This is a genomic window from Streptomyces sp. NPDC026246 (assembly GCF_055567995.1).
Genome location: NZ_JBVHPJ010000001.1, coordinates 757,852 through 782,289, shown reverse-complemented (window position 1 = coordinate 782,289; position 24,438 = coordinate 757,852). Strand labels below are relative to the sequence as shown.

22 protein-coding genes are annotated in these 24,438 nt (G+C 73.4%); 11 read left to right on the top strand and 11 right to left on the bottom strand.

What is annotated here, in order from left to right; genetic code table 11:
• Nucleotides 1-16: 16 nt before the first annotated feature.
• Nucleotides 17-1,201 (top strand): alpha/beta hydrolase family protein, encoded by a 1,185-nt coding sequence (locus tag ACZ4M5_RS03355; RefSeq protein WP_467732537.1) that lies wholly within the window; start codon nt 17-19, stop codon nt 1,199-1,201.
• Nucleotides 1,202-1,214: 13 nt separating this feature from the next.
• Here the strand turns inward: ACZ4M5_RS03355 and ACZ4M5_RS03350 are convergent, their stop codons facing one another.
• Nucleotides 1,215-2,018 (bottom strand): tat (twin-arginine translocation) pathway signal sequence, encoded by an 804-nt coding sequence (locus tag ACZ4M5_RS03350; protein ID WP_467732535.1) that lies wholly within the window; start codon nt 2,016-2,018, stop codon nt 1,215-1,217.
• A 283-nt stretch (nt 2,019-2,301) separates the two neighbouring features.
• Between ACZ4M5_RS03350 and ACZ4M5_RS03345 the strand changes: the two genes are divergently transcribed.
• The gene (locus ACZ4M5_RS03345; protein ID WP_467732533.1) at nt 2,302-2,748 is read left to right on the top strand and encodes a type II toxin-antitoxin system PemK/MazF family toxin; all 447 of its coding nucleotides are present in this window, start codon (nt 2,302-2,304) and stop codon (nt 2,746-2,748) included.
• Nucleotides 2,749-2,840: 92 nt separating this feature from the next.
• Here ACZ4M5_RS03345 and ACZ4M5_RS03340 read toward each other — a convergent pair whose 3' ends face one another.
• Entirely contained in the window at nt 2,841-3,671 is an 831-nt protein-coding gene (locus ACZ4M5_RS03340; protein ID WP_467732531.1) for a TIGR02452 family protein, read from the bottom strand.
• Nucleotides 3,672-3,961: 290 nt separating this feature from the next.
• Between ACZ4M5_RS03340 and egtA the strand changes: the two genes are divergently transcribed.
• From egtA to ACZ4M5_RS03315, 5 genes are all read left to right on the top strand, one after another.
• Entirely contained in the window at nt 3,962-5,263 is a 1,302-nt protein-coding gene (gene egtA / locus ACZ4M5_RS03335; protein WP_467732529.1) for an ergothioneine biosynthesis glutamate--cysteine ligase EgtA, read from the top strand.
• Nucleotides 5,260-6,606 carry an ergothioneine biosynthesis protein EgtB gene (egtB, locus tag ACZ4M5_RS03330; RefSeq protein ID WP_467732527.1) on the top strand — a complete coding sequence of 449 codons (1,347 nt, stop codon included), beginning with the start codon at nt 5,260-5,262 and terminating at the stop codon, nt 6,604-6,606. Before egtA ends, egtB begins: the two co-directional genes overlap by 4 nt.
• Complete coding sequence (gene egtC / locus ACZ4M5_RS03325; protein ID WP_467732525.1) at nt 6,606-7,394, top strand: ergothioneine biosynthesis protein EgtC; 789 nt, start codon at nt 6,606-6,608, stop codon at nt 7,392-7,394. The genes egtB and egtC overlap by 1 nt, the downstream gene beginning before the upstream one ends.
• The gene (gene egtD, locus ACZ4M5_RS03320; protein WP_467732523.1) at nt 7,391-8,353 is read left to right on the top strand and encodes an L-histidine N(alpha)-methyltransferase; all 963 of its coding nucleotides are present in this window, start codon (nt 7,391-7,393) and stop codon (nt 8,351-8,353) included. Before egtC ends, egtD begins: the two co-directional genes overlap by 4 nt.
• A gap of 118 nt (nt 8,354-8,471) precedes the next feature.
• Nucleotides 8,472-8,687: a dodecin gene (locus tag ACZ4M5_RS03315; protein ID WP_467732521.1), complete on the top strand. Its 216-nt coding sequence runs from the start codon at nt 8,472-8,474 to the stop codon at nt 8,685-8,687.
• A 40-nt stretch (nt 8,688-8,727) separates the two neighbouring features.
• On the opposite strand, the gene ACZ4M5_RS03310 is transcribed toward ACZ4M5_RS03315, so the two are convergent.
• Complete coding sequence (locus ACZ4M5_RS03310) at nt 8,728-9,222, bottom strand: phosphatase domain-containing protein (RefSeq protein WP_467732519.1); 495 nt, start codon at nt 9,220-9,222, stop codon at nt 8,728-8,730.
• A 171-nt stretch (nt 9,223-9,393) separates the two neighbouring features.
• On the opposite strand from ACZ4M5_RS03310, the gene ACZ4M5_RS03305 reads away from it, so the two are divergent.
• The gene (locus ACZ4M5_RS03305; protein ID WP_467732517.1) at nt 9,394-10,392 is read left to right on the top strand and encodes an LLM class flavin-dependent oxidoreductase; all 999 of its coding nucleotides are present in this window, start codon (nt 9,394-9,396) and stop codon (nt 10,390-10,392) included.
• A 10-nt stretch (nt 10,393-10,402) separates the two neighbouring features.
• Nucleotides 10,403-12,760 carry an ATP-binding cassette domain-containing protein gene (locus ACZ4M5_RS03300; protein WP_467732515.1) on the top strand — a complete coding sequence of 786 codons (2,358 nt, stop codon included), beginning with the start codon at nt 10,403-10,405 and terminating at the stop codon, nt 12,758-12,760.
• Nucleotides 12,761-12,809: 49 nt separating this feature from the next.
• Here the strand turns inward: ACZ4M5_RS03300 and ACZ4M5_RS03295 are convergent, their stop codons facing one another.
• Together ACZ4M5_RS03295 and ACZ4M5_RS03290 are read right to left on the bottom strand one after the other, a co-directional pair.
• Complete coding sequence (locus tag ACZ4M5_RS03295) at nt 12,810-13,625, bottom strand: lysophospholipid acyltransferase family protein (RefSeq protein WP_467732513.1); 816 nt, start codon at nt 13,623-13,625, stop codon at nt 12,810-12,812.
• Entirely contained in the window at nt 13,622-14,389 is a 768-nt protein-coding gene (locus tag ACZ4M5_RS03290) for a GNAT family N-acetyltransferase (protein WP_467732511.1), read from the bottom strand. The genes ACZ4M5_RS03295 and ACZ4M5_RS03290 overlap by 4 nt, the downstream gene beginning before the upstream one ends.
• A 194-nt stretch (nt 14,390-14,583) precedes the next feature.
• Here ACZ4M5_RS03290 and ACZ4M5_RS03285 point away from each other — a divergent pair, with 194 nt between their 5' ends.
• A complete protein-coding gene (locus ACZ4M5_RS03285) occupies nt 14,584-14,907 on the top strand; it encodes a gas vesicle protein GvpO (RefSeq protein ID WP_467732509.1) in 324 nt (107 codons plus the stop codon).
• A gap of 211 nt (nt 14,908-15,118) precedes the next feature.
• Here the strand turns inward: ACZ4M5_RS03285 and ACZ4M5_RS03280 are convergent, their stop codons facing one another.
• The 3 genes from ACZ4M5_RS03280 to ACZ4M5_RS03270 are packed head-to-tail and all read right to left on the bottom strand — an operon-like array spanning nt 15,119 to nt 18,521.
• The gene (locus ACZ4M5_RS03280) at nt 15,119-15,865 is read right to left on the bottom strand and encodes a succinate dehydrogenase/fumarate reductase iron-sulfur subunit (protein WP_467732507.1); all 747 of its coding nucleotides are present in this window, start codon (nt 15,863-15,865) and stop codon (nt 15,119-15,121) included.
• Nucleotides 15,862-17,811 (bottom strand): fumarate reductase/succinate dehydrogenase flavoprotein subunit, encoded by a 1,950-nt coding sequence (locus ACZ4M5_RS03275; RefSeq protein WP_467732505.1) that lies wholly within the window; start codon nt 17,809-17,811, stop codon nt 15,862-15,864. The genes ACZ4M5_RS03280 and ACZ4M5_RS03275 overlap by 4 nt, the downstream gene beginning before the upstream one ends.
• A gap of 2 nt (nt 17,812-17,813) precedes the next feature.
• Nucleotides 17,814-18,521 (bottom strand): succinate dehydrogenase, encoded by a 708-nt coding sequence (locus ACZ4M5_RS03270; protein ID WP_467732503.1) that lies wholly within the window; start codon nt 18,519-18,521, stop codon nt 17,814-17,816.
• Between the two features lie 83 nt (nt 18,522-18,604).
• Between ACZ4M5_RS03270 and ACZ4M5_RS03265 the strand changes: the two genes are divergently transcribed.
• Nucleotides 18,605-19,489, top strand: coding sequence for a LysR family transcriptional regulator (locus ACZ4M5_RS03265; protein WP_451879717.1), 885 nt, complete (start codon nt 18,605-18,607; stop codon nt 19,487-19,489).
• Between the two features lie 120 nt (nt 19,490-19,609).
• Here the strand turns inward: ACZ4M5_RS03265 and ACZ4M5_RS03260 are convergent, their stop codons facing one another.
• The 3 genes from ACZ4M5_RS03260 to ACZ4M5_RS03250 all read right to left on the bottom strand — a co-directional run bounded on the left by ACZ4M5_RS03260 (nt 19,610) and on the right by ACZ4M5_RS03250 (nt 23,795).
• The gene (locus ACZ4M5_RS03260; RefSeq protein ID WP_467732501.1) at nt 19,610-21,751 is read right to left on the bottom strand and encodes a putative bifunctional diguanylate cyclase/phosphodiesterase; all 2,142 of its coding nucleotides are present in this window, start codon (nt 21,749-21,751) and stop codon (nt 19,610-19,612) included.
• On the bottom strand, nt 21,748-22,560 hold the full coding sequence (locus ACZ4M5_RS03255) for an SAM-dependent methyltransferase (protein WP_467732499.1): 813 nt from the start codon (nt 22,558-22,560) through the stop codon (nt 21,748-21,750). The genes ACZ4M5_RS03260 and ACZ4M5_RS03255 overlap by 4 nt, the downstream gene beginning before the upstream one ends.
• A 275-nt stretch (nt 22,561-22,835) precedes the next feature.
• On the bottom strand, nt 22,836-23,795 hold the full coding sequence (locus ACZ4M5_RS03250; RefSeq protein ID WP_467732857.1) for an SCO0930 family lipoprotein: 960 nt from the start codon (nt 23,793-23,795) through the stop codon (nt 22,836-22,838).
• Nucleotides 23,796-24,438 lie beyond the last annotated feature (643 nt).

The window sequence follows — 24,438 nt, the reverse complement described above, 5'->3', positions numbered from 1 at the left end:
CCGTAGCGTCCCGGGCATGAAGAAGCTGACACGGGCGGCCGCCGCCGCCCTTCTCGCCGGCGCGGTCACGTTACCGGCCGCCACCACCGTCATGGCCGCGCCGCCCCTTCCGCGCACCGCCGCGACCGTCCCGGACCGGCCGGCCGAACGCGTGCGGCTGCCGACCCCCACCGGCCCTCGAGCGGTGGGGAGTTCCGTCCTCCATCTCGTGGACCACGCGCGCCCCGATCCCTGGGTGCCCGAGGCCGACGGCCGGGAACTCATGGTCACCCTGCACTATCCCGCCTCCGTCCGGCACGCGCGGGGACGCCCCGCCCCGTACGCCACCCGGGAGGAGGCCCGGCTGCTGCTGAAGGACCTGCCGGTCGAAGGGCCGGTGGTGCGGCAGGTGGCGCGGGCCCGTACGCACAGCGAGGTGAACGTACGCCCTGCTCCGGGACGGCACCCGCTGGTGGTGCTCTCGCCCGGCTTCGGCCTGCCGCGGTTCACCCTCACCAGCCTCGCCGTGGACCTCGCCTCCCGCGGCTACGTCGTCGCCTCTGTCGACCACGCCTACGAGTCGTCCGGTACGTCGGTGCCGGGCGGACGCACCCTGACCTGCGTCGCCTGCGCCGTTCTGGAGGAGGACGACGGGGCCGACGGCAGCCTGGTCACCCGGGCGCGGGCCGCCGACACCCGCTTCGTCCTGGACCGGCTGACCGGCTCCCGGCCCGCCTGGCGGTACGCGTCCTCCATCGACCGGACACGGATCGGCATGGCCGGCCACTCGATCGGCGGTGCGAGCGCCCTCGGCGCCATGTCCGCCGACCGGCGCATCGACGCCGGAGTGAACATGGACGGCACCTTCTGGGACACCGTGCCCGCCGACGGACTCGACGGACGCCCCTTCCTCCTGCTGGGCACCGACGAGTTCCACCGGCCGGGCGGTGAGGACACCTCCTGGGACACCACCTGGACGGCTCTGCACGGTGAGAAGCACTGGCTGACCGTCGACGGCGCCGACCACCTCGGCTTCTCCGACGCGCCCGTGCTCCTCCACCACCTGGGCCTGCCCGGTGGTGACCTCCCGGCCGACCGCGCGGTGGCCGTCACCCGCGCGTACGTCGCCGCCTTCTTCGACGAGCACCTACGAGGCAGGAACCAGCCGCTCCTCGACGGCCCGGACCCGGCCCACCCGGAGGTGCGGTTCCACCGTCCCTGAGGGGCGGGCCTGTTCACCAGCTCCCGGTGAAGAAACGGGCGAGTGCCTGGGGCGAGTTCGCCGCGTTGGCAGCGTTGGAGAAGGCGAGGACGAGCGCGACGGCCGCCCAGAGTGCTGAGACGGCGGCGCCCGTCCTCGGCGCGTGCTTCGACTGCCCGTCCGAGGCCCTCGACCGTTTCCACAGCACGATGCTCGTGCCGACCAGGACGCAGGTGATCACGCCGGCCATCACGGCCAGGACGGCGTGGTAGACGGCGAACTCCCTGACCATGAAGGCGAGAACCGGAGACTCCCCCGAATGCGGTGGGGCGTCTGCCTGTTGCCGGACCTCGGCGAGGGTGGCGGCGAGTTCGCCCTCCGCGCCACCGGTCGTCAGCATGGGGAGCAACGAGGCGTAAGGGGCCACCGCGCCCTGCACGTTGGCCATCAGCGCCACCAGGGCGAAGAGTCCGAGCATCCCCACCGCGCCGTGGCACAGCCCTCGGCGGAGGCGGGCGGACCGCTTACCGGGCCGCTGCCGGAAGTGCCGCCACAGGACGACACCCAACGCCACGGTCACCACGAGGAGCAGTGCGGAGATCCCGGCCTTGACCAGGTGGAAGCGGAACCAGAAGGCGACCGTGGTCTCCAGTCGAGGCGGCAGGTCCTGGCTGCCGGACTGCCAGTGGAGGACGAATCCGCGGCGGAAGGAGTCACCGACGTTCGCCGTGCTGACGGACGTCCGGGCCAGGGCGTCGGGGACGAGGAAGAAGGAGACGAGGACCGCCCCGGCCGCAGCGACCAGGGAGCTGACCTGTCGCCGGGGTGAAGCAGTCATCCGGGTGACGGGGGCGAGGCGTCTCATGCAGGGCTCTCAAGTCTGTCGGAAGGCAGCGTCTTCCCGCGGTGGTCGCGGACCGGGTTCTCACCCGGAAGTCTGTCTCCCGATGCCCCGGCTGTCGCTGCGGCCGGCCTCAGTCCGGAAGGTGGGGATGTCCCCACCACCGTCCTGTCCCCGTGCGGTGGAGGTGGCGTGTGGCCGGGGTCGTGCGGAGCAGGCGTCCTCGCGGTTGGCGGGTACCCGGGTGACCAGGTGATCGGGCGGCCTCTAGGGTGCCCCTGTGAGCATGTTCACCGACGACAACGTCCCCGGCCGCCACGGCCCTTCCGCCACCGTCCGGGCCGACCCGCGCAGGAGCGGCCCGGTGCGCACGGAGTACTCCCCCGCCCACGACGGTGACCCGGACCCCGGCGAGATCGTCTGGACGTGGGTGCCGTACGAGGAGAACGACGGCCGCGGCAAGGACCGCCCGGTCCTGGTCGTCGCGCGGGAGGCGGCGGGGACGTTCCTCGCCGTGCAGCTGTCCAGCAAGCGGCACGACGACGACCGGGAGTGGGTGCCGATCGGCAGCGGCCCCTGGGACCGGTCCGGCCGGGACTCGTGGGTGGACGTCGACCGGGTGCTGCGCCTGCACGAGGAGGGGATGCGCCGGGAGGCCTGCGCCCTGGACCGCATGCGCTTCAACCTCGTCAGACGCCGCCTGCAGGAGCGCTACGGCTGGAGCTGACCTCCTGCCGCCCGCCTGACGCCCTGTCGTGCGACGAGAGCTGCCGTGGCTCCCTGAAGCACGGGCTCTGCGCAGCACGGGCTCCCCGCGCTTCAGGCGCCGGCTGTGGGAACGGCGAGGCCGAACTCCCGCTCGAAGGCGGTCCGGACCGCGGCGCCGGGGGTGCGGTCGAGGATGCCGAGGACGACGTGGTCGAAGGTGGCCGCGAAGCGGCCGCCGGGGCCCAGGAGGCCGTGGAACGCCGCCGCCACCCGCGCCGGGTCGTTGCGGAACACGCCGCAGCCCCAGGCGCCGAGGACGAGCCGCGGGTAGCCGTGTGCGGCGGCCGTCTCCAGGACGCGTTCCGCCCGCACCGCCAGCGCGTGCGGCAGCTCGGCCGCCCGCTGCGGTGCCGTGCGCAGCACCACGCCCGCGTTGGGCGCGGGAGAGGTCAGGAAGCCGGCTGTGTACGGCTCCTCCAGCAGCCGGCCCCGGTCGTCGCGGAAGACCGGCACACCGGGTGAGTGGATGACCCGGTCGGTGTAGAAGGGGTCGCGGTGGGCGCGGTGGTGGTCGTAGAAGCCGCGGGCCCGCAGCAGGCAGGTGTACAGGGCCGAGGCCCGGCACAGCGCCTCCTCCTGCGCCTGGGCGCCGTTCAGATAGCCGCCGCCCGGGTTGCGGGCCGAGGCGAAGTTCAGGACCGCCACGGGCCCGCCCAGCCGGCGGGCGGCCTCCAGGCTGCTCTCCCCGGTGACCTCGATGCGCGTCCGCGTCACCCGGACGGCGGGTACGGGAACGGGTTCCGGCCCGTACAGGCGCGTGCCCTCCCGGGCCGCCGCCACCTGCTCGGCGATCCGCACCTCGCGTCCGCCGGGCGTCCGGTAGCCGCCCGCCGCGACGATCCGCTCGGTCTCCTGGGCCACACCGCGCAGGCGCGCGCTCACGCCGCGACCCCCGTACGCGGCGTGACCGCGCGCCGCGCGGCCGTTCTTGTCGTGCTCACGCAGGCATGGTGGTCGATGCCCGGACCGCCGCGCAACGGAGTTTTCCCCGGCCGGAGAACCCCGGAGGAAGCGCGGGGGATCGCCGGACCGCCGGTGGTGACCGATCACTGACGTCCCGGTTTGCCCCCTTGTGGTGAGCGGGACGACCGTCTTGGGTGGGACGAGCCGTCCGGTCCGGGCGCCGAAGTACCCGGACCGGTGGCATGGTGGAATCTCAGGAGGATCCCGACATGTCCGATTCGGTAAGTGGCTGTACCCGGCCACGCACCTCATTGTCCGAAGCCGAGGTCGAGGCACTGGTCCGCGGCATCTGCTTCAAGACCGGCCCGCCCCGCCGCCTCGGCGTCGAGGTGGAATGGCTCGTCCACGAGCTGCGCGACCCGCAGCTCCCCGTCACCCACGAACGACTCGCGGCGGCCCACGCGGCCGTACGGACCCTGCCGCTGCGATCGGCGCTCACGGTCGAACCCGGCGGCCAGCTGGAGCTCAGCTCGCCGCCCGCCACCTCGTTGACCGAGTGCGTCGACACCGTCTCCGCCGATCTGGACGCCGTCCGCGCGGTCCTGCGGCAGGACAGCCTCACCCTCGTCGGCCTCGGCCAGGACCCCTGGCACGCACCCCGCCGGTTCCTGCGCGAACCGCGCTACGACGCCATGGAGACCAGCCTGGACCGCACCGGCCCGGCCGGCCGGGACATGATGTGCAGCTCCGCCTCCGTACAGGTGTGCCTGGACGCCGGCCACGAGGAGCCGGGGCCCCTCGGCCACGTGCGGCGCTGGTGGCTGGCCCACCACCTGGGCGCGGTCCTGGTGGCGGCGTTCGCCAACTCCCCGCTCGCCGGTCACCGCCCGACCGGCTGGCTGTCCACGCGCCAGCTCACCTGGACGCGGATCGGTGCCGGCCGGGCGGGCGGACCGCCCCTGGACGCCGACCCGCGCGGCGCCTGGACGCGCCACGTCCTGGACTCCCCCGTGATGTGCGTACGCGGCGACCGGACGCCCTGGGAGGTCCCCGAGGGGCTCACGTTCCGTGAGTGGCTGCGCAACCGCGCCCCCAGGCCGCCCACCCGGGAGGACCTCGACTACCACCTGACGACGCTGTTCCCGCCGGTCAGGCCACGCGGCCACCTGGAACTGCGCATGATCGACGCCCAGCCGGGCGACGACGGCTGGATCGTTCCGCTGGCCGTGACGGCGGCGCTGTTCGACGACCCGGAGGCCGCCGAGACCGCCTACCGGGCGGTGAAGCCGCTGGCCGAGCGCACCCTGGGGCTGGCCGCGCCGGACAATCCGCTCTGGCGCGAGGCGGCTCGCTCCGCCCTGGCCGATCCGGAGCTGCGCGAGACGGCCGTGGTCTGCTTCACGGCCGCGCTGGAGGCCCTGCCCCGCCTCGGCGCCTCCCCGGAGGTCGTCGAGGCCGTCACGGCCTTCCTGGACCGTTACGTCGTCCTGGGCCGCTGCCCCGCCGACGACCTGCTCGACCGACAGCGCGCCGCGGACGGCCGCACCCACGGGAAGGACCCGCGCTCATGACCGACACCCGTCCCGAGGCCGCTGCGGACGCCCCGGCCGCGGACCCGGAGGCGCTGCGCGAGCGCGCCGTCGCCGCGCTCGTCCTGGCCCGTGACCGCACGACCCTGCTGACCAGTTGCGTCGAGGAGCCCGACCTGACCGCGCAGCACTCCCCGCTGATGTCGCCGCTGGTGTGGGACCTCGCGCACATCGGCAACCAGGAGGAGCAGTGGCTGCTGCGGGCCGTCGCCGGGCAGGAGGCGATACGCCCGGAGATCGACAGCCTCTACGACGCCTTCGAGCACCCGCGGGCCGAACGGCCCAAGCTGCCCCTGCTGGCGCCCGCCGAGGCCCGTGCCTACGCGGCGGACGTACGCGGCCGGGCCCTGGACGTGCTGGAGCGGGCCGCCTTCGACGGGACCCGGCTGACGGAGGCCGGTTTCGCCTTCGGAATGATCGCCCAGCACGAACAGCAGCACGACGAGACCATGCTGATCACCCATCAGCTCAGGAAGGGCCCGCAGGCGCTGACGGCGCCCGACCCGGAACCGGTGCCGCTGTTCACCGGGCCGCCCGAAGTCCTGGTGCCCGGCGGCCCGTTCACCATGGGCACCTCCGGCGAACCGTGGGCCCTGGACAACGAACGCCCCGCGCACCGGCGCGAGGTGGCCGCCTTCCACATCGACACCACCCCCGTGACGAACGCCGCATACCGGGCGTTCATCGAGGACGGCGGGTACGACGACCCGCGCTGGTGGACGCCCGAGGGCTGGGCGCACATCCGCGGGCAGGGCATCCGCGCCCCGCTGTACTGGCGGCGCGACGGCGCTCAGTGGCTGCGGCGCCGCTTCGGCGTCACCGAGGTGGTCCCGCCGGACGAGCCCGTGCTGCACGTGTGCTGGTACGAGGCCGACGCCTACGCGCGCTGGGCGGGACGCCGGCTGCCCACGGAGGCCGAGTGGGAGAAGGCCGCCCGGCACGACCCGGCCGGCGACCGCTCGATGCGCTACCCGTGGGGCGACGCCGACCCCGGCCCCGAGCACGCCAACCTCGGCCAGCGGCACCTGCGCCCGGCACCCGCCGGGAGCTACCCGGCCGGTGAGTCGCCGCTCGGCGTACGGCAGTTGATCGGCGACGTGTGGGAGTGGACGGCGAGCGACTTCCTGCCGTACCCCGGGTTCCGGGCGTTCCCCTACAAGGAGTACTCCGAGGTCTTCTTCGGCCCGGGCCACAAGGTGCTGCGCGGCGGTTCGTTCGCCGTGGACCCGGTGGCCTGCCGGGGCACGTTCCGCAACTGGGACTACCCGATCCGGCGGCAGATCTTCTCCGGCTTCCGCACCGCCCGCTCCGCGGAGGGGAACTGATGTGCCGTCACCTGGCCTACGTGGGGCCGGGCGAGCCGCTGGGCCGGCTGCTGGTGGAGCCCCCGCACGGGCTGTACCGGCAGTCGTGGGCGCCCCGGCACCAACGCCACGGGACGGTCAACGCCGACGGCTTCGGCGTCGGCTGGTACGCCCAGGGCGACCCGGTGCCGGCCCGGTACCGCCGCGCCGGGCCGATCTGGGCGGATCTGTCGTTCGCTGACCTGGCCCGGGTCGTGACGACCGAGGGGCTGCTCGCGGCGGTGCGCGACGCGACGCTGTCCGGCGCGGACGCCGAGGCCGCGGCGGCGCCGTTCGCGGCGGGGACCTGGCTGTTCAGCCACAACGGGGCGGTCAGGGGCTGGCCCGGCACGCTGGCGGCCCTGTCCCGGACGCTGCCGGACGAGGACCTGCTGTCCCTGGAGGCCCGCAACGACTCGGCTCTCGTCTGGGCGCTGGTGCTGGCCCGGCTGCGCGGCGGCGACGAGGACGGACAGGCCCTGGCCGACACCGTCCTGGAGGTCGCCGCCGCGGCCCCCGGCTCCCGGCTCAACCTGCTGATGACCAACGGCGACACCATCACGGCGACCGCCTGGGGCGACACGCTGTGGTATCTCACCCTGCCCGGCGGCGGCACGGTCGTGGCCTCCGAGCCCTACGACGACGATCCGCACTGGCAGGAGGTCCCCGACCGCACCCTGCTCGCGGCGAGCCGCACGGACGTGCTGCTCACGCCGCTGAAAGAACCGGCCGACACCTTCGCGCCCACTCCCGAGGAGTCCCGCACGTGAGCCCGTTCCACCTGACCCGCACCCTGCCCGAGGACGCCACCGACGCCGCGTTGCGCGCCGACGTCCGGCGGGGGCTGACCGGTTCCCCCAAGACGCTGCCGCCGAAGTGGTTCTACGACGCCCACGGCAGCGACCTGTTCGAGGAGATCACCGCACTGCCCGAGTACTACCCGACCCGCGCCGAACGGGAGATCCTCCTGGCACGCTCCGGCGACATCGCCGCGGCGAGCGGGGCCCGCACGCTGGTCGAGCTGGGGTCCGGTTCCTCCGAGAAGACCCGGCACCTGCTCGACTCCCTGACGGAGCTGCGCAGTTACGTACCCGTCGACGTCAGCGGCAGTGCGCTCGACCAGGCCGGGCGGGCGCTCGCCGCCGAGCGGCCGGACCTGGACGTGCACGCGCTGATCGCCGACTTCACCGGAGAGCTGACCCTGCCGGACACGCCGGGGCCGCGGCTGGTGGCGTTCCTCGGCGGCACGATCGGCAACCTCCTGCCCGCCGAGCGCGCCGCGTTCCTGGCGTCCGTGCGGGCCATGCTCGCGCCGGGCGACGCCCTGCTGCTCGGCACGGACCTGGTCAAGGACGAGGAGGTGCTGGTCCGGGCGTACGACGACGCGGCCGGGGTGACGGCGGCGTTCAACAAGAACGTCCTGACGGTGATCAACCGGGAGCTCGGCGCCGACTTCGACCTCGCCGGGTTCGACCACGTGGCCCGGTGGGACCCCGGGCGGGAGTGGATCGAGATGCGGCTGCGGTCCCGTTCGGAGCAGACCGTGAAGGTGCCGGCGCTCGGCCTCGCGGTGGACTTCGCGGCGGGCGAGGAGCTGCGTACCGAGGTGTCCGCGAAGTTCCGGCAGGAGGGCGTGCGCGGCGAACTGTCCGCCGCCGGGCTGGACCTGACCCACTGGTGGACCGACGGCGAGGGGCGGTTCGCGCTGTCCCTGAGCACGGCCCGCTGACCCCACCGATGCTCCGGGGCGGCGGCGACGGCGCGGGACGACGTCTCGCGCTTCGCCGCCGCGTGGGGCACGGTGGAGTGACGCGTGGCACATCCGTCACTGGAAGAGGAGCAGCGGCATGTCGCACCACACCTACCGGGTCACCGAGATCGTCGGCACCTCGCACGAAGGCGTCGACCAGGCCATCCGCAACGGCGTCGAGCGGGCGTCGCAGACCCTGCGCAACCTGGACTGGTTCGAGGTGACCCAGGTGCGCGGTCAGCTCGAGGACGGGCAGATCGCGCACTGGCAGGTGGGCCTCAAGGTGGGCTTCCGCCTGGAGGGCGCGGAGTAGGCCGCCGTCCGGGCGGGCACGGGCGCTCCCGCGGCTGCCGTCAGGTGCGCCCCTCCCGCTCCTGGGCCGCCTTCATCTCGGCGGAGCGGGCCGCCCAGTCGGCCCGCAGGACGGTGAAGCCGGCTCGCCGGGCGTCCTCGCAGACCAGTTCGTCGTCGTCGACGAGTACGCGGACCTCGCGGGTGCGGGCCAGCCGTCGCAGGGTCTGCAGCTTGGTGAACCGGGCCGGCCTGCGGTCGGCGTCCCCGCGCATGTGGAGCCGCCCCTCGGGCAGCCCCTGGGCGGCCAGCCAGTCGAGCGTGTCCTGCCGGCAGCGCTCGGGCCGCCCGGTGAGGTAGACGATCTCGCACTGGCGCACGTACTCCGCGACCAGCGCGATGCCCTCCATGAGCGGCCCGTCCTGCGGCGCCGCCGAGAAGAAGCCGTCCCAGTCCTTGGGGCGGCTCTCCAGGAAGTGCTGCCGGTGCGCGGTGTCGGCGAGGGTGTTGTCCAGGTCGAACACGGCCAGGGGGGCCTTGCGGGGGTCGTCGCTCACACGCCCACCTTAGGACTCCGGTCGGCGGGCGCACACCGGGACCCGCTTCGGGCCCCTTCTGCCGGGGAGACGGCTTCCAGGTGGCGTCCCGGCCGCCCGTCCGGCCGGGCGGGCCACGAGGAGGGGGCCCGCAGCCGGGAATGCCGGGGGCCCGGCTGCGTTGACACCGGTGTGAGCTCCCTGATCGCCTCGGCCCGCTTCTCCGTCCTGGACCGCTCCCGCACCCGGGAGGGGCACACCCACCCCGAGGCGCTGCGGGACACCGTGCGGTTCGCGCGCGAGCTGGAACGGCTCGGTTACCACCGGTTCTGGGTGTCGGAGCACCACGGCGTGCCCGGGGTCGCCGGATCGGCGCCGACCGTCCTGGCCGCGGCCGTCGCGGGCGCCACCCGGACCATCCGGGTCGGCACCGGCGGGGTGATGCTGCCCAACCACCGGCCCCTGGTCGTCGCCGAGCAGTTCGGGGTGCTGGAATCGCTGTACCCCGGGCGGATCGACATGGGCCTCGGCCGCTCCGTCGGCTTCACGGACGGGGTGCGCAGGGCACTGGGCCGCGACAAGGGCGACGCCGAGGACTTCGAAGCGCAGGTGCGGGAGCTGCTCGGCTGGTTCGAGGGCACCTCCCCGACGGGGGTGCACGCCCGCCCGGCCGAAGGGCTGGCCGTGCCGCCGTTCGTCCTGGCCATGGGTGAGGGCGCCGCCGTCGCCGCCCGGCTCGGACTGCCCCTGGTGATCGGGGACCTGCGCAACCGGGACAAGATGCGGCGCGGCATCGACCACTACCGCACCCACTTCCGCCCCTCCCGCTGGGCGGCGGAGCCCTACGTGGTCGTCTCCGGGACGGTGGCCGTGGCCGCGACCCCCGAGGAGGCCCGGCGGCTGCTGGTGCCCGAGGCCTGGTCGATGGCGTACTCCCGCACGCACGGCACCTTCCCGCCCCTGCCGCCCGCCGAGCGCGTCGAGGCGCTCACCATGACCGCCAAGGAGCGCGGCCTGTACGAGTCCGGCCTGACCGGTCAGCTCGCCGGCACGCAGGAGCAGGTCGCGGACGGACTGGAGTCGGTGCTGAAGGAGACCGGCGCCCAGGAGGTCCTGGTCACCACCAGCACCCACGACCGCGACGCCCTGCTGGACTCCTACCGGCGGCTGGCCGCGATCACCTCGGGCTAGAGTCGCGAGCATGCACGACCCCGACCGCCCCCACGTCCCCCACGACCCGTACGTCCGTGTGCGGGGAGCACGCGAGCACAATCTGCGGGGGGTGGACGTGGACATCCCGCGGGACGTGCTGGCCGTGTTCACCGGTGTGTCCGGCTCGGGGAAGTCGTCGCTGGCGTTCGGCACGATCTACGCGGAGGCGCAGCGCCGGTACTTCGAGTCGGTCGCCCCGTACGCGCGCCGGCTGATCCACCAGGTGGGCGCGCCGAAGGTCGCGGAGATCACCGGCCTGCCGCCGGCCGTCTCGCTCCAGCAGCGCCGCGCCGCCCCCACCTCGCGCTCCTCGGTCGGCACCGTCACCAACCTCTCCAACTCCCTGCGCATGCTGTTCTCCCGCGCCGGCACCTACCCGCCCGGGGCCGAGCGGCTCGACTCCGACGCGTTCTCGCCCAACACGGCCGCCGGCGCCTGCCCGGAGTGCCACGGCCTGGGGCGGGTGCACCGGACGAGCGAGGACCTGCTCGTCCCCGACCCGTCGCTGTCGATCCGTGAGGGCGCGATCGCCGCCTGGCCGGGCGCCTGGCAGGGCAAGAACTTGCGGGACATCCTCGACGCGCTCGGCCACGACGTGGACCGGCCGTGGCGGGAGCTGCCCGCGCAGGCCCGGCGGTGGATCCTGTTCACGGACGAGCAGCCGGTGGTGACGGTGCACCCGGTCCGGGACGCCGACCGCATCCAACGGCCGTACCAGGGCACGTACATGAGCGCCCACCGGTACGTGATGAAGACCTTCTCGGACTCCAGGAGCCAGGCCCTGCGGGCGAAGGCCGAGCGGTTCCTGACCAGTGCGCCCTGCCCGGCCTGCGGCGGGAGCCGGCTGCGGCCCGAGGCGCTGGCGGTGACGGTCGGCGGGCGGACCATCGCCGATTTGGCGGCCCTGCCCCTGGTGGAACTGGCCGCCGGACTCGACGCGCGTTCCGAGGCGGGCAAGGTCCTCACCGACGACCTGCGCTCCCGGATCGCGCCGGTCGTCGAACTCGGCCTCGGCTACCTCAGCCTCGACCGGGCCACCCCGACCCTGTCCGCCGGCGAGCTGCAACGCCTGCGCCTGGCCACCCAGTTGCGCTCCGGCCTGTTCGGTGTCGTGTACGTCCTCGACGAGCCGTCGGCCGGGCTGCACCCGGCCGACACCGAGGCGCTGATCACCGTGCTGGAACGGCTGAAGGCCGCCGGGAACTCGGTGTTCGTGGTGGAGCACCACCTCGACGTCGTACGGGGCGCCGACTGGCTGGTGGACGTCGGCCCGCAGGCGGGCGAGCACGGCGGGCGGGTCCTGCACAGCGGTCCCGTCGCCGGTCTGGCCGCCGTGGCGGAGTCGGCGACGGCCCGCTACCTCTTCGACCGCTCCCCCGTTCCCACCCGGCCGGCCCGCACCCCGAACGGCCGGCTGACGGTCGGGCCGGTCACCCGGCACAACCTGCGCGGCGTGACCGCCGAGTTCCCCCTCGGCGCGTTCACCGCCGTCACCGGTGTGTCCGGCTCGGGCAAGTCCACCCTCATCGGTGAGATCACCGAGGACACCGAGGGAGTGGGCCGGCTGGTGTCGGTCGACCAGAAGCCGATCGGGCGCACCCCGCGCTCCAACCTCGCCACCTACACCGGCCTGTTCGACGTGGTGCGCAAGGTGTTCGCGGCCACCGACGAGGCGCGGGCACGGGGGTACGGCGTCGGCCGGTTCTCCTTCAACGTCGCGGGCGGGCGCTGCGAGACCTGCCAGGGCGAGGGGTTCGTCAGCGTGGAACTGCTCTTCCTGCCCAGCACGTACGCGCCCTGCCCGGACTGCGGCGGCGCCCGGTACAACCCGTCGACCCTCGACGTGACGTACCGGGGACGGAACATCGCGCAGGTGCTGGATCTGACGGTGGAGAGCGCCGCGGAGTTCTTCGCGGACACCCCGGCCGTGGCCAGGAGTCTGGGCACCCTGCTCGACGTGGGGCTGGGCTATCTGCGCCTCGGGCAGCCCGCGACCGAGCTGTCCGGCGGCGAGGCGCAGCGCATCAAGCTGGCGAGCGAACTCCAGCGCGGCAGGCGCGGCCACACGCTCTACCTGCTCGACGAGCCCACGACGGGTCTGCACCCGGCCGATGTGGACGTCCTGATGCGCCAGTTGCACGGTCTGGTCGACGCCGGGAACACCGTGATCGTCGTGGAGCACGACATGTCCGTCGTGGCGGGCGCGGACTGGGTGGTCGACCTGGGGCCGGGCGGCGGCGACGCGGGCGGCCGGGTGGTGGCGGCCGGACCGCCGTCGCAGGTGGCGGCCGCGCCGGACAGCCGGACCGCCCCGTACCTGTCCCGCACGCTGTCGGGCACCCCCTAGCCGGGGTGGTGCTCACCCCCTGCGCGACAGCCGGGGTGGTGCTCACCCCCTACGCGACGAGCACCGCGTGTGTCCCGGCCGGTGCCGGCGCGGGGCGCTGTTGCGCCGCGCGGGCGAGTGCGCGGCGGTCGGGGGCGCCGCCCGGGGGGATCACGGGCCGCACCTCGACCTCCGCGACCAGGCCGCGGGAGGTCAGCACCCGCCACACGGAGGCGATCAGCGTGTCGTCGCCGACGAACGCCGGGGCGGTGCACGCCGTTGCGGGGCCGAGCCGGTAGGCGATCCGTACCGGCTGGACGGGCACCCCGGCGTCCAGGGCCGCCTGGAAGACGGCCCGGCGGAAGGGGCCCTGGGCCCGGCCGCACCAGGTGCTGCCCTCGGGGAAGGCCGCGACCGCGGCGCCCTCGCGCAGCGCGCCGGCGATGCGGGCGACGGTGTCCGGCAGGGCGCGCAGCCGGTCCCGGTCGATGAACAGGGTGCCGCCGCGCGCGGCCAGCGCACCGGCGAGGGGCCAGCGGCGCACCTCCGTCTTGGCCAGCATCCGGGCGGGGCGGACCGCGGCCAGCAGCGGGACGTCCAGCCAGGAGATGTGGTTGGCGACCAGCAACAGCCCTCCGGCGGGCGCGGGGCCGCCGGTGATACGGACCCGTACCCCCGCGGCCCGCACGATCCACCGGCACCACCGCCGCACGGCGGACCCCGGCACCCGCGCGCCGAGCGGGGACAGCGCGAGACCGGCCAGGAGCAGCAGGACGACGCCGGTCAGCCGCAGCACGGCGCGCGGGACGGCCCGGACGGCCGCCGGCGTGCTCTCCACACAGGCCCGGGGCGAGCAGGGCGCGGTGGGCAGCCAGGCGCTCGTCACGCGGGGACGAGGGACAGGAAGTGCTTCAGATACCGGGGGTTGACCCGGCTCATCGGCAGCAGCACGTACAGGTCGGCCACGCCGAAGTCCGGGTCGTGGGCGGGCGCGCCGCACACCCAGGCGCCCAGACGCAGGTATCCGCGCAGCAGGGCGGGGAGTTCGACCCGGGCGGCCGGGGCGGGACCGGGTGTCCAGGGCAGCAGCGGACGGACCCGCAGCTCGGGCGGCGACAGGTGCCCGTTGCTCACCCGGTCCCAGGCGGCGGAGGCGAGGGCGCCGCCGTCGGCCAGCGGGACGGAGCAGCACCCGGCGAGCCACTCGTGGCCCCGGTCGGCCATGTAGCGGGCGATGCCGGCCCAGATGAGCCCGATGACGGCGCCGTCGCGGTGGTCCGGGTGGACGCAGGAGCGGCCCACCTCGACGAGCTGCGCCCGTATGCCGTCCAGTGCGGAGAGGTCGAACTCGCCCTCGGAGTACAGCCGCCCGGCGACGGCCGCGCGCTCCGGCGGCAGCAGCCGGTAGGTGCCGACGACCTGCCCGGTGGCCTCCTCGCGCACGAGCAGATGGTCGCAGTAGGCGTCGAACGCGTCGGCGTCCAGGCCGGGTTGCGGGCCGGAGAGCAGCGCGCCCAGCTCCCCGGCGAAGACGTCGTGCCGCAGCCGCTGGGCGGCGCGCACGTCGTCCTCGGTCCGGGCGAGACGGACGGTGTAGCGGGCGGGGGCCGTGGGCTGGGCGGGGCGTTCGACGGTCAGTGCGCCGGTCATGGCTTCTCCTGGTCACGGGCCGGGGGGCGGCGGGCGGTGCCGCCGTTCCCTGTTGTCCCGAGGCAGGCTGACCGCCGCGTGTCGCGGGCGGGGAGCGGGGATGTGGGGTTGCTGAACGGCTCACCTCCGCGGGCGGGGCCCGGATGGCCCAGCCGGACACGCGCGCGCCCGCCGCCGGGGCGAGAGTGGGGCACATGACCGAACCCGATGGCCGGAAGCGGCGCGGCCGTTCGGAGCCGCCCGCCGGGCGCCGGCCGGCCGTGCGCGGTGCCGGGGACGCCGCCCGGCGTGCCGCCGCGGCGCTGACCGAGCTGATCGGCCGGCCTCTCGAAGGAGTATCCGCCGTGCGTCCCGGCGAGGACGACGGCTGGATCGTCGACGTCGACGTGCTGGAACTGGCGCGCGTTCCGGACACCACCAGTCTGCTGGCGACGTACCGGGTGGAGCTGAACCGGGCGGGTGAGCTGGTGCAGTACCGCCGGGTCGCGCGCTACTGGCGCGGCGCCCAGAGCCGGTGACGGTCGGTGACCGTGCGTCGCGCACGGGGGCCGCAAGGACCGCCGCACGACCGTCCCCGGTAGCGAGACGGGACCGGGATGAGCACCCTTCCCGGTCCCGCCCGTCCGCACCTGCCGGCGAACGTTCACTGTGCCCCTGGTCGGGGGCGCGGGGACCGCGCGACCGGCCGCGGCCCACCCGCGGCCGGTCGCGCGGTTCCCCGCCACGGCCCTACCGCTTCACCTTCCGCGCGGCCCGCAGCCACTCCTTGTTCATGCTGGTGATGGACATGAGCGGAATGCCCTTGGGACAGGCGGTGGCGCACTCCCCGGCGAGGGTGCAGCCCCCGAACCCCTCCTCGTCCATCTGCTCCACCATGTCCAGCACCCGCGTCTCCCGCTCGGGCGCCCCCTGCGGCAGCACGTTGAGATGGTTGATCTTGGCGGAGGTGAACAGCATGGCCGCGCCGTTGGGGCAGGCCGCCACGCACGCCCCGCAGCCGATGCACTCGGCGTGCTCGAAGGCGAGGTCGGCGTCGGGCTTGGGCACGGGCGTGGCGTGCGCCTCGGGTGCCGAGCCGGTCGGCGCGGTGATGTAGCCGCCGGCCTGGATGACGCGGTCGAGGGCCGACCGGTCCACGACCAGGTCCTTGATCACCGGGAAGGCGGAGGCCCGCCACGGCTCGACGTCGATGGTGTCGCCGTCCCGGAAGGACCGCATGTGCAGCTGGCAGGTGGTGGTCCGCTCGGGTCCGTGCGCGTCGCCGTTGATGACGAGCGAGCACGCGCCGCAGATGCCCTCGCGGCAGTCGTGGTCGAAGGCGACGGGGTCCTCGCCCTCGACGATGAGCTGCTCGTTGAGCGTGTCGAGCATCTCCAGGAAGGACATGTCAGGTGAGATGCCGTCCACCTCGTACGTGGACATCGTGCCGTCGGCGTCGGCGTTCTTCTGCCGCCAGACGCGCAGGGTGAGCTTCATGCGTAGCTCCGCTGGGTGGGGTGGACGTACTCGAAGACCAGGTCTTCCTTGTGCAGGACCGGTGCCTCGCCGGTGCCGGTGAACTCCCAGGCGGCCGCGTACGCGAACTCCTCGTCCCGGCGGGCGGCCTCGCCGTCCGGTGTCTGGGACTCCTCGCGGAAGTGGCCGCCGCAGGACTCCGCGCGGTGCAGGGCGTCGAGGCACATCAGCTCGGCCAGTTCCAGGTAGTCGACGATGCGGTTGGCCTTCTCCAGCGACTGGTTGAACTCCTCGCCGGTGCCGGGGACCGTGATGCGCCGCCAGAACTCCTCGCGGATCTGCGGAATGCGCTCCAGGGCCTTGCGCAGGCCCGCGTCGCTGCGCGCCATGCCGCAGAACTCCCACATGAGTTCGCCCAGTTCGCGGTGGAAGGAGTCGGGGGTGCGGTCGCCGCCGACGGACAGCAGCAGGTTCAGCCGGTCCTGGGTCTCGGCCAGTGCCTCCTGGACGACGGGGTGTTCGTCGTCCACCGCGTCGTGGTGGGGGTTGCGGGCCAGGTAGTCGTTGATGGTCGCCGGCAGCACGAAGTAGCCGTCGGCCAGGCCCTGCATCAGGGCGGAGGCGCCGAGCCGGTTGGCCCCGTGGTCGGAGAAGTTGGCCTCGCCGATGGCGAACAGCCCGGGGACCGTGGTCTGCAGGTCGTAGTCGACCCACAGTCCGCCCATCGTGTAGTGCACGGCCGGGTAGATCCGCATGGGCACCCGGTACGGATCCTCGTCGGTGATCCGCTGGTACATGTCGAAGAGGTTGCCGTACTTGGCCTCGACGGCCTTGCGGCCCATGCGGGCGATGGCGTCGGCGAAGTCGAGGTAGACGCCCTGCCCGCCGGGGCCGACGCCGCGTCCCTCGTCGCACACGTTCTTCGCGGCGCGGGAGGCGATGTCGCGCGGTACGAGGTTGCCGAAGGACGGGTAGATGCGCTCCAGGTAGTAGTCGCGCTCGTCCTCGGGGATCTCGGCCGGGGGCCGGTCGTCGCCCTTGGCCTTCGGCACCCAGATGCGGCCGTCGTTGCGCAGCGACTCGCTCATCAGCGTCAGCTTGGACTGGTGGTCGCCGGTGCGCGGGATGCAGGTGGGGTGGATCTGCGTGAAGCAGGGGTTGGCGAAGAGGGCGCCGCGGCGGTGGGCCCGCCAGATGGCGGTGGCGTTGGAGTTCATGGCGTTCGTCGACAGGTAGAAGACGTTGCCGTAGCCGCCGGAGGCCAGCACCACCGCGTCCGCGAAGTAGGTGTCGATCTTCCCGGTGATCAGGTCCCGGGCCACGATGCCGCGCGCCCGCCCGTCGACGACGATCAGGTCGAGCATCTCGGTGCGGGGGTGCATCTCGACGTTGCCGGCGGCGATCTGCCGGCTGAGGGCCTGGTACGCGCCGAGGAGGAGCTGCTGGCCCGTCTGGCCGCGGGCGTAGAAGGTGCGGGACACCTGCACACCGCCGAAGGAGCGGGTGTCGAGCAGTCCGCCGTACTCGCGGGCGAAGGGCACGCCCTGGGCGACGCACTGGTCGATGATCTCGACCGAGATCTGGGCGAGGCGGTGCACGTTGGACTCGCGGGCCCGGAAGTCGCCGCCCTTGACGGTGTCGTAGAACAGCCGGTGGACGGAGTCGCCGTCGTTGCGGTAGTTCTTCGCGGCGTTGATGCCGCCCTGCGCGGCGATGGAGTGGGCGCGGCGGGGCGAGTCCTGGTAGCAGAACTGGACGACGTGGTAGCCCTGTTCGGCGAGGGTGGCCCCGGCGGAGCCGCCGGCGAGACCGGTGCCCACGACGATCACGGTGTGCTTGCGCCGGTTGGCGGGGTTGACCAGCCGGGCCTCGAAGCGGCGCTTGTCCCAGCGTTCGTGGACGGGGCCGGACGGGGCCTTGGTGTCGGTGACCGGCTCCCCGGTCGTGTAGTCGGCGTAGGAAGTCATGTTCAGCTCACCACTCCGGTCATGACGCCCACGGGGACGGCGACGAAGCCGGCCGTGAGCAGCAGCGCGAGGACGTTGGCAGCGGTCTTCAGGGCGCGGTCGCGGGTGCGGCTGCCGGCACCGAGGGTCTGTGCGGCGCTCCAGAAGCCGTGCCGGACGTGCAGGCCGAGCGCGAGCATCGCGACGATGTAGACGACGTTGCCGTACCAGGTGGAGAAGGTGTCCACGACGTTCTGGTACGGGCGGCCCTCCTGGAAACCGCCGGTGTGCACGGTGCCGGTGGTCAGGTCGAGGATGTGCCAGACGATGAACAGGCCGAGGATGACGCCGCCCCAGCGCATGGTCCTGGTCGCGTAGCTCGCCCGCGCCTTCTTGTGCACGTACTTGCTGGGCCGTGCCCTGATGTCGCGGCGGCTGAGCTGGTATGCCGCGGTGGCGTGGGCGAAGACGGCGATCACCAGCACGATCCGCACGAGCCACAGCGTCCACTCGTAGTGCATGAACGGCTCCCCCACGACGCGCAGCCAGTGCGCGTAGTGGTTGAACTCTCCCGCCCCGAAGAAGATCTTCAGGTTCCCGATCATGTGGACGACCAGGTAGAGGAGCATGATCAGACCACTGACCGCCATCACGGTCTTCTTGCCGACGGTGGAGTCCCACACCGTGCGTGCGAAGGACGGCCGTCGGTCCGTCCGCGTTGCCAGAGCCATGGAACAGCACGCTACGGACCCGCGGGCGATCGGTCCAAGACATGGTCCGCCTTGAATCCATAGCGTGGGTCTATCGTAGGAGCATGCAGTTCCAGCAGCTCCAGTACTTCGTGGCCGTCGCGGAGACCCGGCACTTCACGCGCGCGGCCGATCTGGTCCACGTGGCGCAGCCGTCGCTGTCGCAGCAGATCAAGGCCCTGGAGCGGGAGCTGGGCGCGGATCTGTTCCTGCGGGCGCGGGGCAACATCACGCTGACGGACGCCGGTGAGGCGCTGCTGCCGCTGGCCCGGCGCATCCTCGCCGACGCGGACACGGCCCGGCACGAGGTGCAGGAGCTGGTGCAGCTGCGCCGGGGCCGGGTCCGGCTCGGGGCCACGCCGAGCCTGTGCACGGGTCTGCTCCCGGACGTGCTGCGGGCCTTCCACGACCGCTACCCCGGCATCCGGCTGCTGATCGAGGAGGGCGGCTCGCACGACCTGGTGCGGGAGCTGGCCCGGGGCGCGCTGGACCTGGCGCTGGTCGTGCTGCCCCTGCCCACGCCCTCCCCCGCCCTGACCACGGTGGAACTGCTGCGCGAGGACCTGGTGGTGGTCTCCTCACCGGACACGCCCGGGCCCGCGCGGGGCCGGCGCACCGTGCGCATCGCCGACCTGGAGGGCGAGCGTCTTGTGATGTTCCGGCACGGCTACGACCTGCGCGAACTGACCGTGGCCGCGTGCCGCGCCGAGGGCTTCGAGCCGGACTTCGCGGTGGAGGGCGGCGAGATGGACGCGGTCCTGGGCTTCGTCCGGGCCGGGCTCGGCGCCGCGGTGGTGCCCCGGATGGTGGCGGCCCGCTCCGGTGGCGGCCTCAGGGTGACCCCGCTGGCCCGGCCGGGCCTGCACCGGACGATCGCGCTCGCCCACCGCAGCGACGTGGCCCCGCCGCGGGCGGCACGGGAACTGCAGCGGATGCTCCTGGAACGCTGAGCCGGGGGTGCCCGGGAGCGCCGTGGTGCCGAACGCCGTGAGGGGGTGCGGGACCGTCGTGGTCGTGCGCGCGGTTCCCCGCGCCTCCGACGCGCGGTGCCCGCGCCCCCCCGGGGGCGTTCAGCCCGTCGCGTCCACCAGAGCCAGCTGGTGCAGCCGCTCCGGCGGGCCCGGGCGGGCGTAGTACCAGCCCTGGGCCGTGTCGCAGCCGAGGACGCGGAGCTGCTCGGCCTGGGCTCCCGTCTCCACCCCCTCCACCGTCACCGCGAGGTCCAGGCTGTGCGCCAGCGAGACGATCCCCTCGACGATCTTGAGGTCGACGGGGTCCGCGGGGAACTGCTGCATGCTCTGCGTGAAGGACCGGTCCAGCTTCAGGATGCTGACCGGCAGGCGGCGGAGGTTGGCGAGGTTGGAGTACCCCGTACCGAAGTCGTCCAGGGCGATGTCGACGCCCATCTCGGCCAGCCGCCGCAGCGGCTTCAGCAGGTCGTCGTCCGCCCCGATGAGCGCCGACTCGGTGACCTCCAGGCAGAGCGCGTCCGGGGCGACACCGGTGCGCTCCAGGATGTCGACGGTGTCCTGCACCAGCGCCGGGTGGGTCAGCTGGCACGGCGAGAGGTTGACGTTGATCCGCAGCGGCCCGGCGTCCTCGCCGCCGTGCAGCTCCCGCCACTCCCGAGCCTGCCGCACCGACTGCTCCAGCACCCAGCGCCCCAGCGGCACGATCAGCCCGGTGTGCTCGGCGAGCGGGATGAACCGGTCCGGCCCGAGCACCCCGTGCTGCGGGTGCAGCCAGCGCACCAGCGCCTCCGCGCCCCGCACGCTGCCGTCGCCGAGGTGCACCAGCGGCTGGTACTCGATGAAGAACTCGCCGCGCTCCAGCGCCGTCGGGAGTGCCGTGGTCAGCCCGTGCCGGGTGATGGCACGGGCATCGGCCTCCGGGTCGGCCAGCTCCCAGCGGTTGCCGCCCGCCGACTTGGCCCGGTACATGGTGATGTCCGCGCTGCGCAGCACCTCCGCCGGGCTGCGCTCGCCGGCCGGGCCCTCGACGACGCCGATGCTGCCCCGCACGGTCAGCTCGCGGCCGTCGACACTGATCGGCGCGAGGAGCGCGTTCATGATGCGCCCGGCGAGTTCGTCGACCTCGCGCTGGGTGTCGGGGCCGGTGGTGAGGGCGACGAACTCGTCTCCGCCGAGCCGCGCCACCATCTCGCCGGGAGCCGTGACGCAGGACTGCAGCCGGTCGGCGACCTCCACCAGGAGCCGGTCGCCCGCGGCGTGCCCGAGGCTGTCGTTGACGGTCTTGAACCCGTCCAGGTCGAGGTAGCACAGCCCGAACCGCTGGCCCGCCCCGGCGCCCAGTGCCTTCTCCAGGCGCTCGAAGAAGAACGTGCGGTTCGGCAGCCCGGTCAGCGCGTCGTGCGTCGCCTCGTAGCGCAGCCGCAGGTTCAGCAGCCGGCGCTCGGTGGTGTCCTCCATGAGGGCGAGCTGGTACTGAGGGCTGCCGTCGGCGTCGCGCAGCAGGGAGACCGTCAGGTTGGTCCACAGCACCGTGCCGTCGGGGCGGTAGAACGCCTTCTCCAGGTGGTAGTGCTCCCGTTCGCCGCGGACGAGTTCGTCGTACAGGCGCCAGGTCTGCGGGGCGTCGTCGGGGTGGGTCCACTCCTTGACGCTGCGGGTGCGCAGGGCGTGCTCGGAGACGCCGAACATGCGCAGCAGCGCGCCGTTGACCTGGAGGATGTTCCCGTCGAGGTCGGCGATGCCGATGCCTATGGCCGCGCCCTCGAACACGGCGCGGAACCGTGCCTCGCTCGCGTGCAGGGCCTGCGCCACCACGCCCTGCGCCTCCAGGGCCGCCTGGGCGATGGACTCCTGCTCGGCCAGGGTCCGTTCGCGCAGGGCCCGCGCGAAGCCCGCCGCCATCGCGTGCTGCAGCCGGGAGCACCGGGCCCGCAGGTCCTCCTGGTCGCCGTCGCCGCCGCAGTACAGGACCAGGTAGGCGTCCACGCAGTCCAGGGTGCGACTGAGCGCCTCGGGGTCGGTGCAGTGCGCGTGCACGAGCTCCGCGCCGACGTTGCGGCCCGCCTCCGCGTTGAAGGCCCGGGCCCGCAGGGCCTCGCTCAACGTCCGCGCCAGCGGCAGCAGGTGCGCCTCGAACTCGGTCCGGGTCGACGACGTCGAGGTGACGGGAAAGACCGCTCGGCTCCAGATCGTCGCGAACCGGCGGAGTCTGTCCTCCGGCCCGTCCGGTTCCGCGGTCACGCCGTACGCCCCACGCCCGCGAACCCGGAGAACGCGTACGGATCCTCGTCCTCCGGTGCGGTGTCGGGCCGCCAGCGCGGCATCGCCACCAGTCCGGGTTCCACCATGTCGTACCCCTCGAAGAACCGCGCGATCTCCTCGCGCGAGCGCATGATCAGCGGGTTGCGGATGTCCTCGTACACGTCCACCGCGCCCCCGGCCCGCTCCGGCGGCAACGGGACCCCCTCGTAGGAGGCGTGGGTGAGCACGAGCATGCTGCCGGGCGCGAGCGCCTCGGTCAGTTCGCGCACCGACCCGTACGGGTCGTCCTCGTCCTCCACGAAGTGCAGTATGGCAACGAGGAGCAGTGCCACTGGCCGATTCAGGTCGATCAGCCGCTCCACCTCGGTACTGCGCAGGATCTCCTGCGGCTTGAGGAGGTCCGCGGCGACGACGCCCGCGTCCTCGTTGCCCTCCAGGACCGCCTGGCTGTGCGCCACGGCCACCGGGTCGTGGTCGACGTACACCACGCGGGCGCCCGGGCGGGCGGCCTGTGCCACCTCGTGCACGTTGCCGAAGGTGGGGATGCCGGAGCCGATGTCCAGGAACTGGTCGATGCCCTCGGCGGCCGCGTGGCGCACGGCACGGCGCATGAACGCCCGGTTCGCCTGCATGATCTTGGGGAGCCCCGGCATGAACTCCATGGCCCTGCGGGCCGCTTCCCGGTCGACCTCGAAGTTGTGTGATCCGCCCAGGTAGTAGTCGTACATCCGGGAGACGCTGGGCACCGAGATGTCGATGCTCCGTGGGGCCCAGGCGGGACGCTCCATCTATCTCTCCAAGGCGTAGGCGATCCGGTGTTCGAGCAGAGGCTACTGATCGCCCGCCAATGGAGCGACCCGAAACGGAAATTGACCATCCGTTCCCGGTCACTGCCTGCGGCACGTGCCGAATTGATACCCGTCCGCATGCCCCGCGAACATATGACGCTCCGCGCCCGGAGGATCCCCCGGCACGGCAAAAGGGTCCGCCTCTCCGTGGGGTACGGAGAGGCGGACCGGGTCGGCGCTCCGGGTGGACGACGAGCAACCCTGGGGAGGTCTCGCTACTTCGCCGGGGCGCCGACCGGCTTTCCGTCGGGCCGGACGGCGTACCAGGTGCCGCCCACGCCCTGGCCGTTGGTGTCACCGGGTGCCTTGTCCCCGGCGAAGGTGTAGATCGGCGAGCAGTTGATCGTCTGCTGCTCGCCCTTGCCGTCGGCCCGGTCGAAGATCATGTAGCCCTTCTTCTGGATGCCCTTGGTGTCGGCGAAGTCGACGGGCTCCACGAGCGGCCACTTCTCCAGGCACGCGCCCTCGCAGTTCGACACGGGCTTGGGCCAGGCCTCGTCCTTCATGAAGCGGTAGACGGTCATGCCGTTCTTGTCGACGACGATCTCGCCGAGCTTGGTGTCCTTGCGGGTGGACAGGCCGGCCAGGTCGCTGCCCCCGGTCCCGCCGCCCTGCGCCTTCTTGCCGTCGGGCGCGAGGGCGTACCACTTGCCGCCCACGCCCTGGCCCTTGACGTCACCCGCGTTGACGTCCTTGGCGTAGCGGTAGGCGGGCCAGCCGCCGACCGTGAGCTGCTTGGTGCCGTCGGCCCGGGTGACCGAGCCCAGCAGCGACTTGGCGATGCCCTCGCCGGCCTCGGCGTCGTCCGCCGGGACGGGCGGCCACGTCTTGGCGCAGTCGCCGTCGCAGTTCGACTTGGGCGGCTGGTCGGCGTCCTGGTCGAAGCGGTACAGGGTGAGGCCGAGGCTGTCGGTGACGACCTTGCCGATCTCGTCGGCGGTGGAGACCGACAGCTTGCCGGCGGGGTTCGACAGGCCGGACGGGCTCGGCGCGGCGGGCTGAGGGCTCGCACTGCCGCCCGCACCGGCGCCGATGCTCCCGTAGTCTCCGGGCGCGGCCGTGGCGCCCACGTTCTGGCTGGCCGCCGGTGGGCTGTCCTGACCGCACGCCGTCGTCAGCGCCAGGACCGCCGCGGCGCTCGCCACGAGTGAGGCGCTCCGCCAGGAGGTCTTCATCGTCAACTCCCCATTATCACAAGGGTGTTGCAGCGCCCTGCTGCGCCGCCGCACGGCCATGAATACGCACGGGGGCAGCGGGTGTGTTCAACGCGGGGCGGAAAATCTTTCCCCGGCCCGCGGAAGCCCCCGCGCACGCACACCTGTGCGCTCGGGACGCCGAACGGGCGACGGCCGATCAAACCGATGCCCCGCGGATGTCCTCCTTTCGGGGCAATCCCCTTGCGCCCCGGCGCGTCCCGGCGGCACAGGGCTCATGATCTTCGACGTGCATGGATCCCTCTCGAACCAACCCGCCCTCGCCGCACGGGCCTTGGCGGTGGTGACGCTGACCTGGACGCTCGTGGGCGCACCGGCCGGCGTGGCGGAGGCAGACGCCTGCGCGTACGCCTCGACGGGACCGGACGGCGTCGAGGCGGTGGCGATCGCCGGCAGCTGGACCTGGCCGTGTCCCCCACCGACCCCGCCCCCGCCGCCTCCTCCCCCTCCCACCTGCGAACCGACGCCCACACCCACGCCGACGCCCCCTCCGCCGAAGCCGACCCCCACCCCGACGCCGAGCCCCACCCCGCCGCCGTCGCCGAAGCCGCCCCCGCCGCCGCCTCCCCCGCCCCCGAAGCCCACGGCGAAGCCAAAACCGCCG

Coding starts and splice junctions, on each gene's coding strand:
- ACZ4M5_RS03355 (WP_467732537.1), top strand. CDS start 17: ATGAAGAAGCTGACACGGGCGGCCGCCGCCGCCCTTCTCGCCGGCGCG.
- ACZ4M5_RS03350 (WP_467732535.1), bottom strand. CDS start 2,018: ATGACTGCTTCACCCCGGCGACAGGTCAGCTCCCTGGTCGCTGCGGCC.
- egtA (WP_467732529.1), top strand. CDS start 3,962: ATGTCCGATTCGGTAAGTGGCTGTACCCGGCCACGCACCTCATTGTCC.
- egtB (WP_467732527.1), top strand. CDS start 5,260: ATGACCGACACCCGTCCCGAGGCCGCTGCGGACGCCCCGGCCGCGGAC.
- egtC (WP_467732525.1), top strand. CDS start 6,606: ATGTGCCGTCACCTGGCCTACGTGGGGCCGGGCGAGCCGCTGGGCCGG.
- ACZ4M5_RS03315 (WP_467732521.1), top strand. CDS start 8,472: ATGTCGCACCACACCTACCGGGTCACCGAGATCGTCGGCACCTCGCAC.
- ACZ4M5_RS03300 (WP_467732515.1), top strand. CDS start 10,403: ATGCACGACCCCGACCGCCCCCACGTCCCCCACGACCCGTACGTCCGT.
- ACZ4M5_RS03290 (WP_467732511.1), bottom strand. CDS start 14,389: ATGACCGGCGCACTGACCGTCGAACGCCCCGCCCAGCCCACGGCCCCC.
- ACZ4M5_RS03285 (WP_467732509.1), top strand. CDS start 14,584: ATGACCGAACCCGATGGCCGGAAGCGGCGCGGCCGTTCGGAGCCGCCC.
- ACZ4M5_RS03280 (WP_467732507.1), bottom strand. CDS start 15,865: ATGAAGCTCACCCTGCGCGTCTGGCGGCAGAAGAACGCCGACGCCGAC.
- ACZ4M5_RS03275 (WP_467732505.1), bottom strand. CDS start 17,811: ATGACTTCCTACGCCGACTACACGACCGGGGAGCCGGTCACCGACACC.
- ACZ4M5_RS03270 (WP_467732503.1), bottom strand. CDS start 18,521: ATGGCTCTGGCAACGCGGACGGACCGACGGCCGTCCTTCGCACGCACG.
- ACZ4M5_RS03265 (WP_451879717.1), top strand. CDS start 18,605: ATGCAGTTCCAGCAGCTCCAGTACTTCGTGGCCGTCGCGGAGACCCGG.
- ACZ4M5_RS03255 (WP_467732499.1), bottom strand. CDS start 22,560: ATGGAGCGTCCCGCCTGGGCCCCACGGAGCATCGACATCTCGGTGCCC.
- ACZ4M5_RS03250 (WP_467732857.1), bottom strand. CDS start 23,795: ATGAAGACCTCCTGGCGGAGCGCCTCACTCGTGGCGAGCGCCGCGGCG.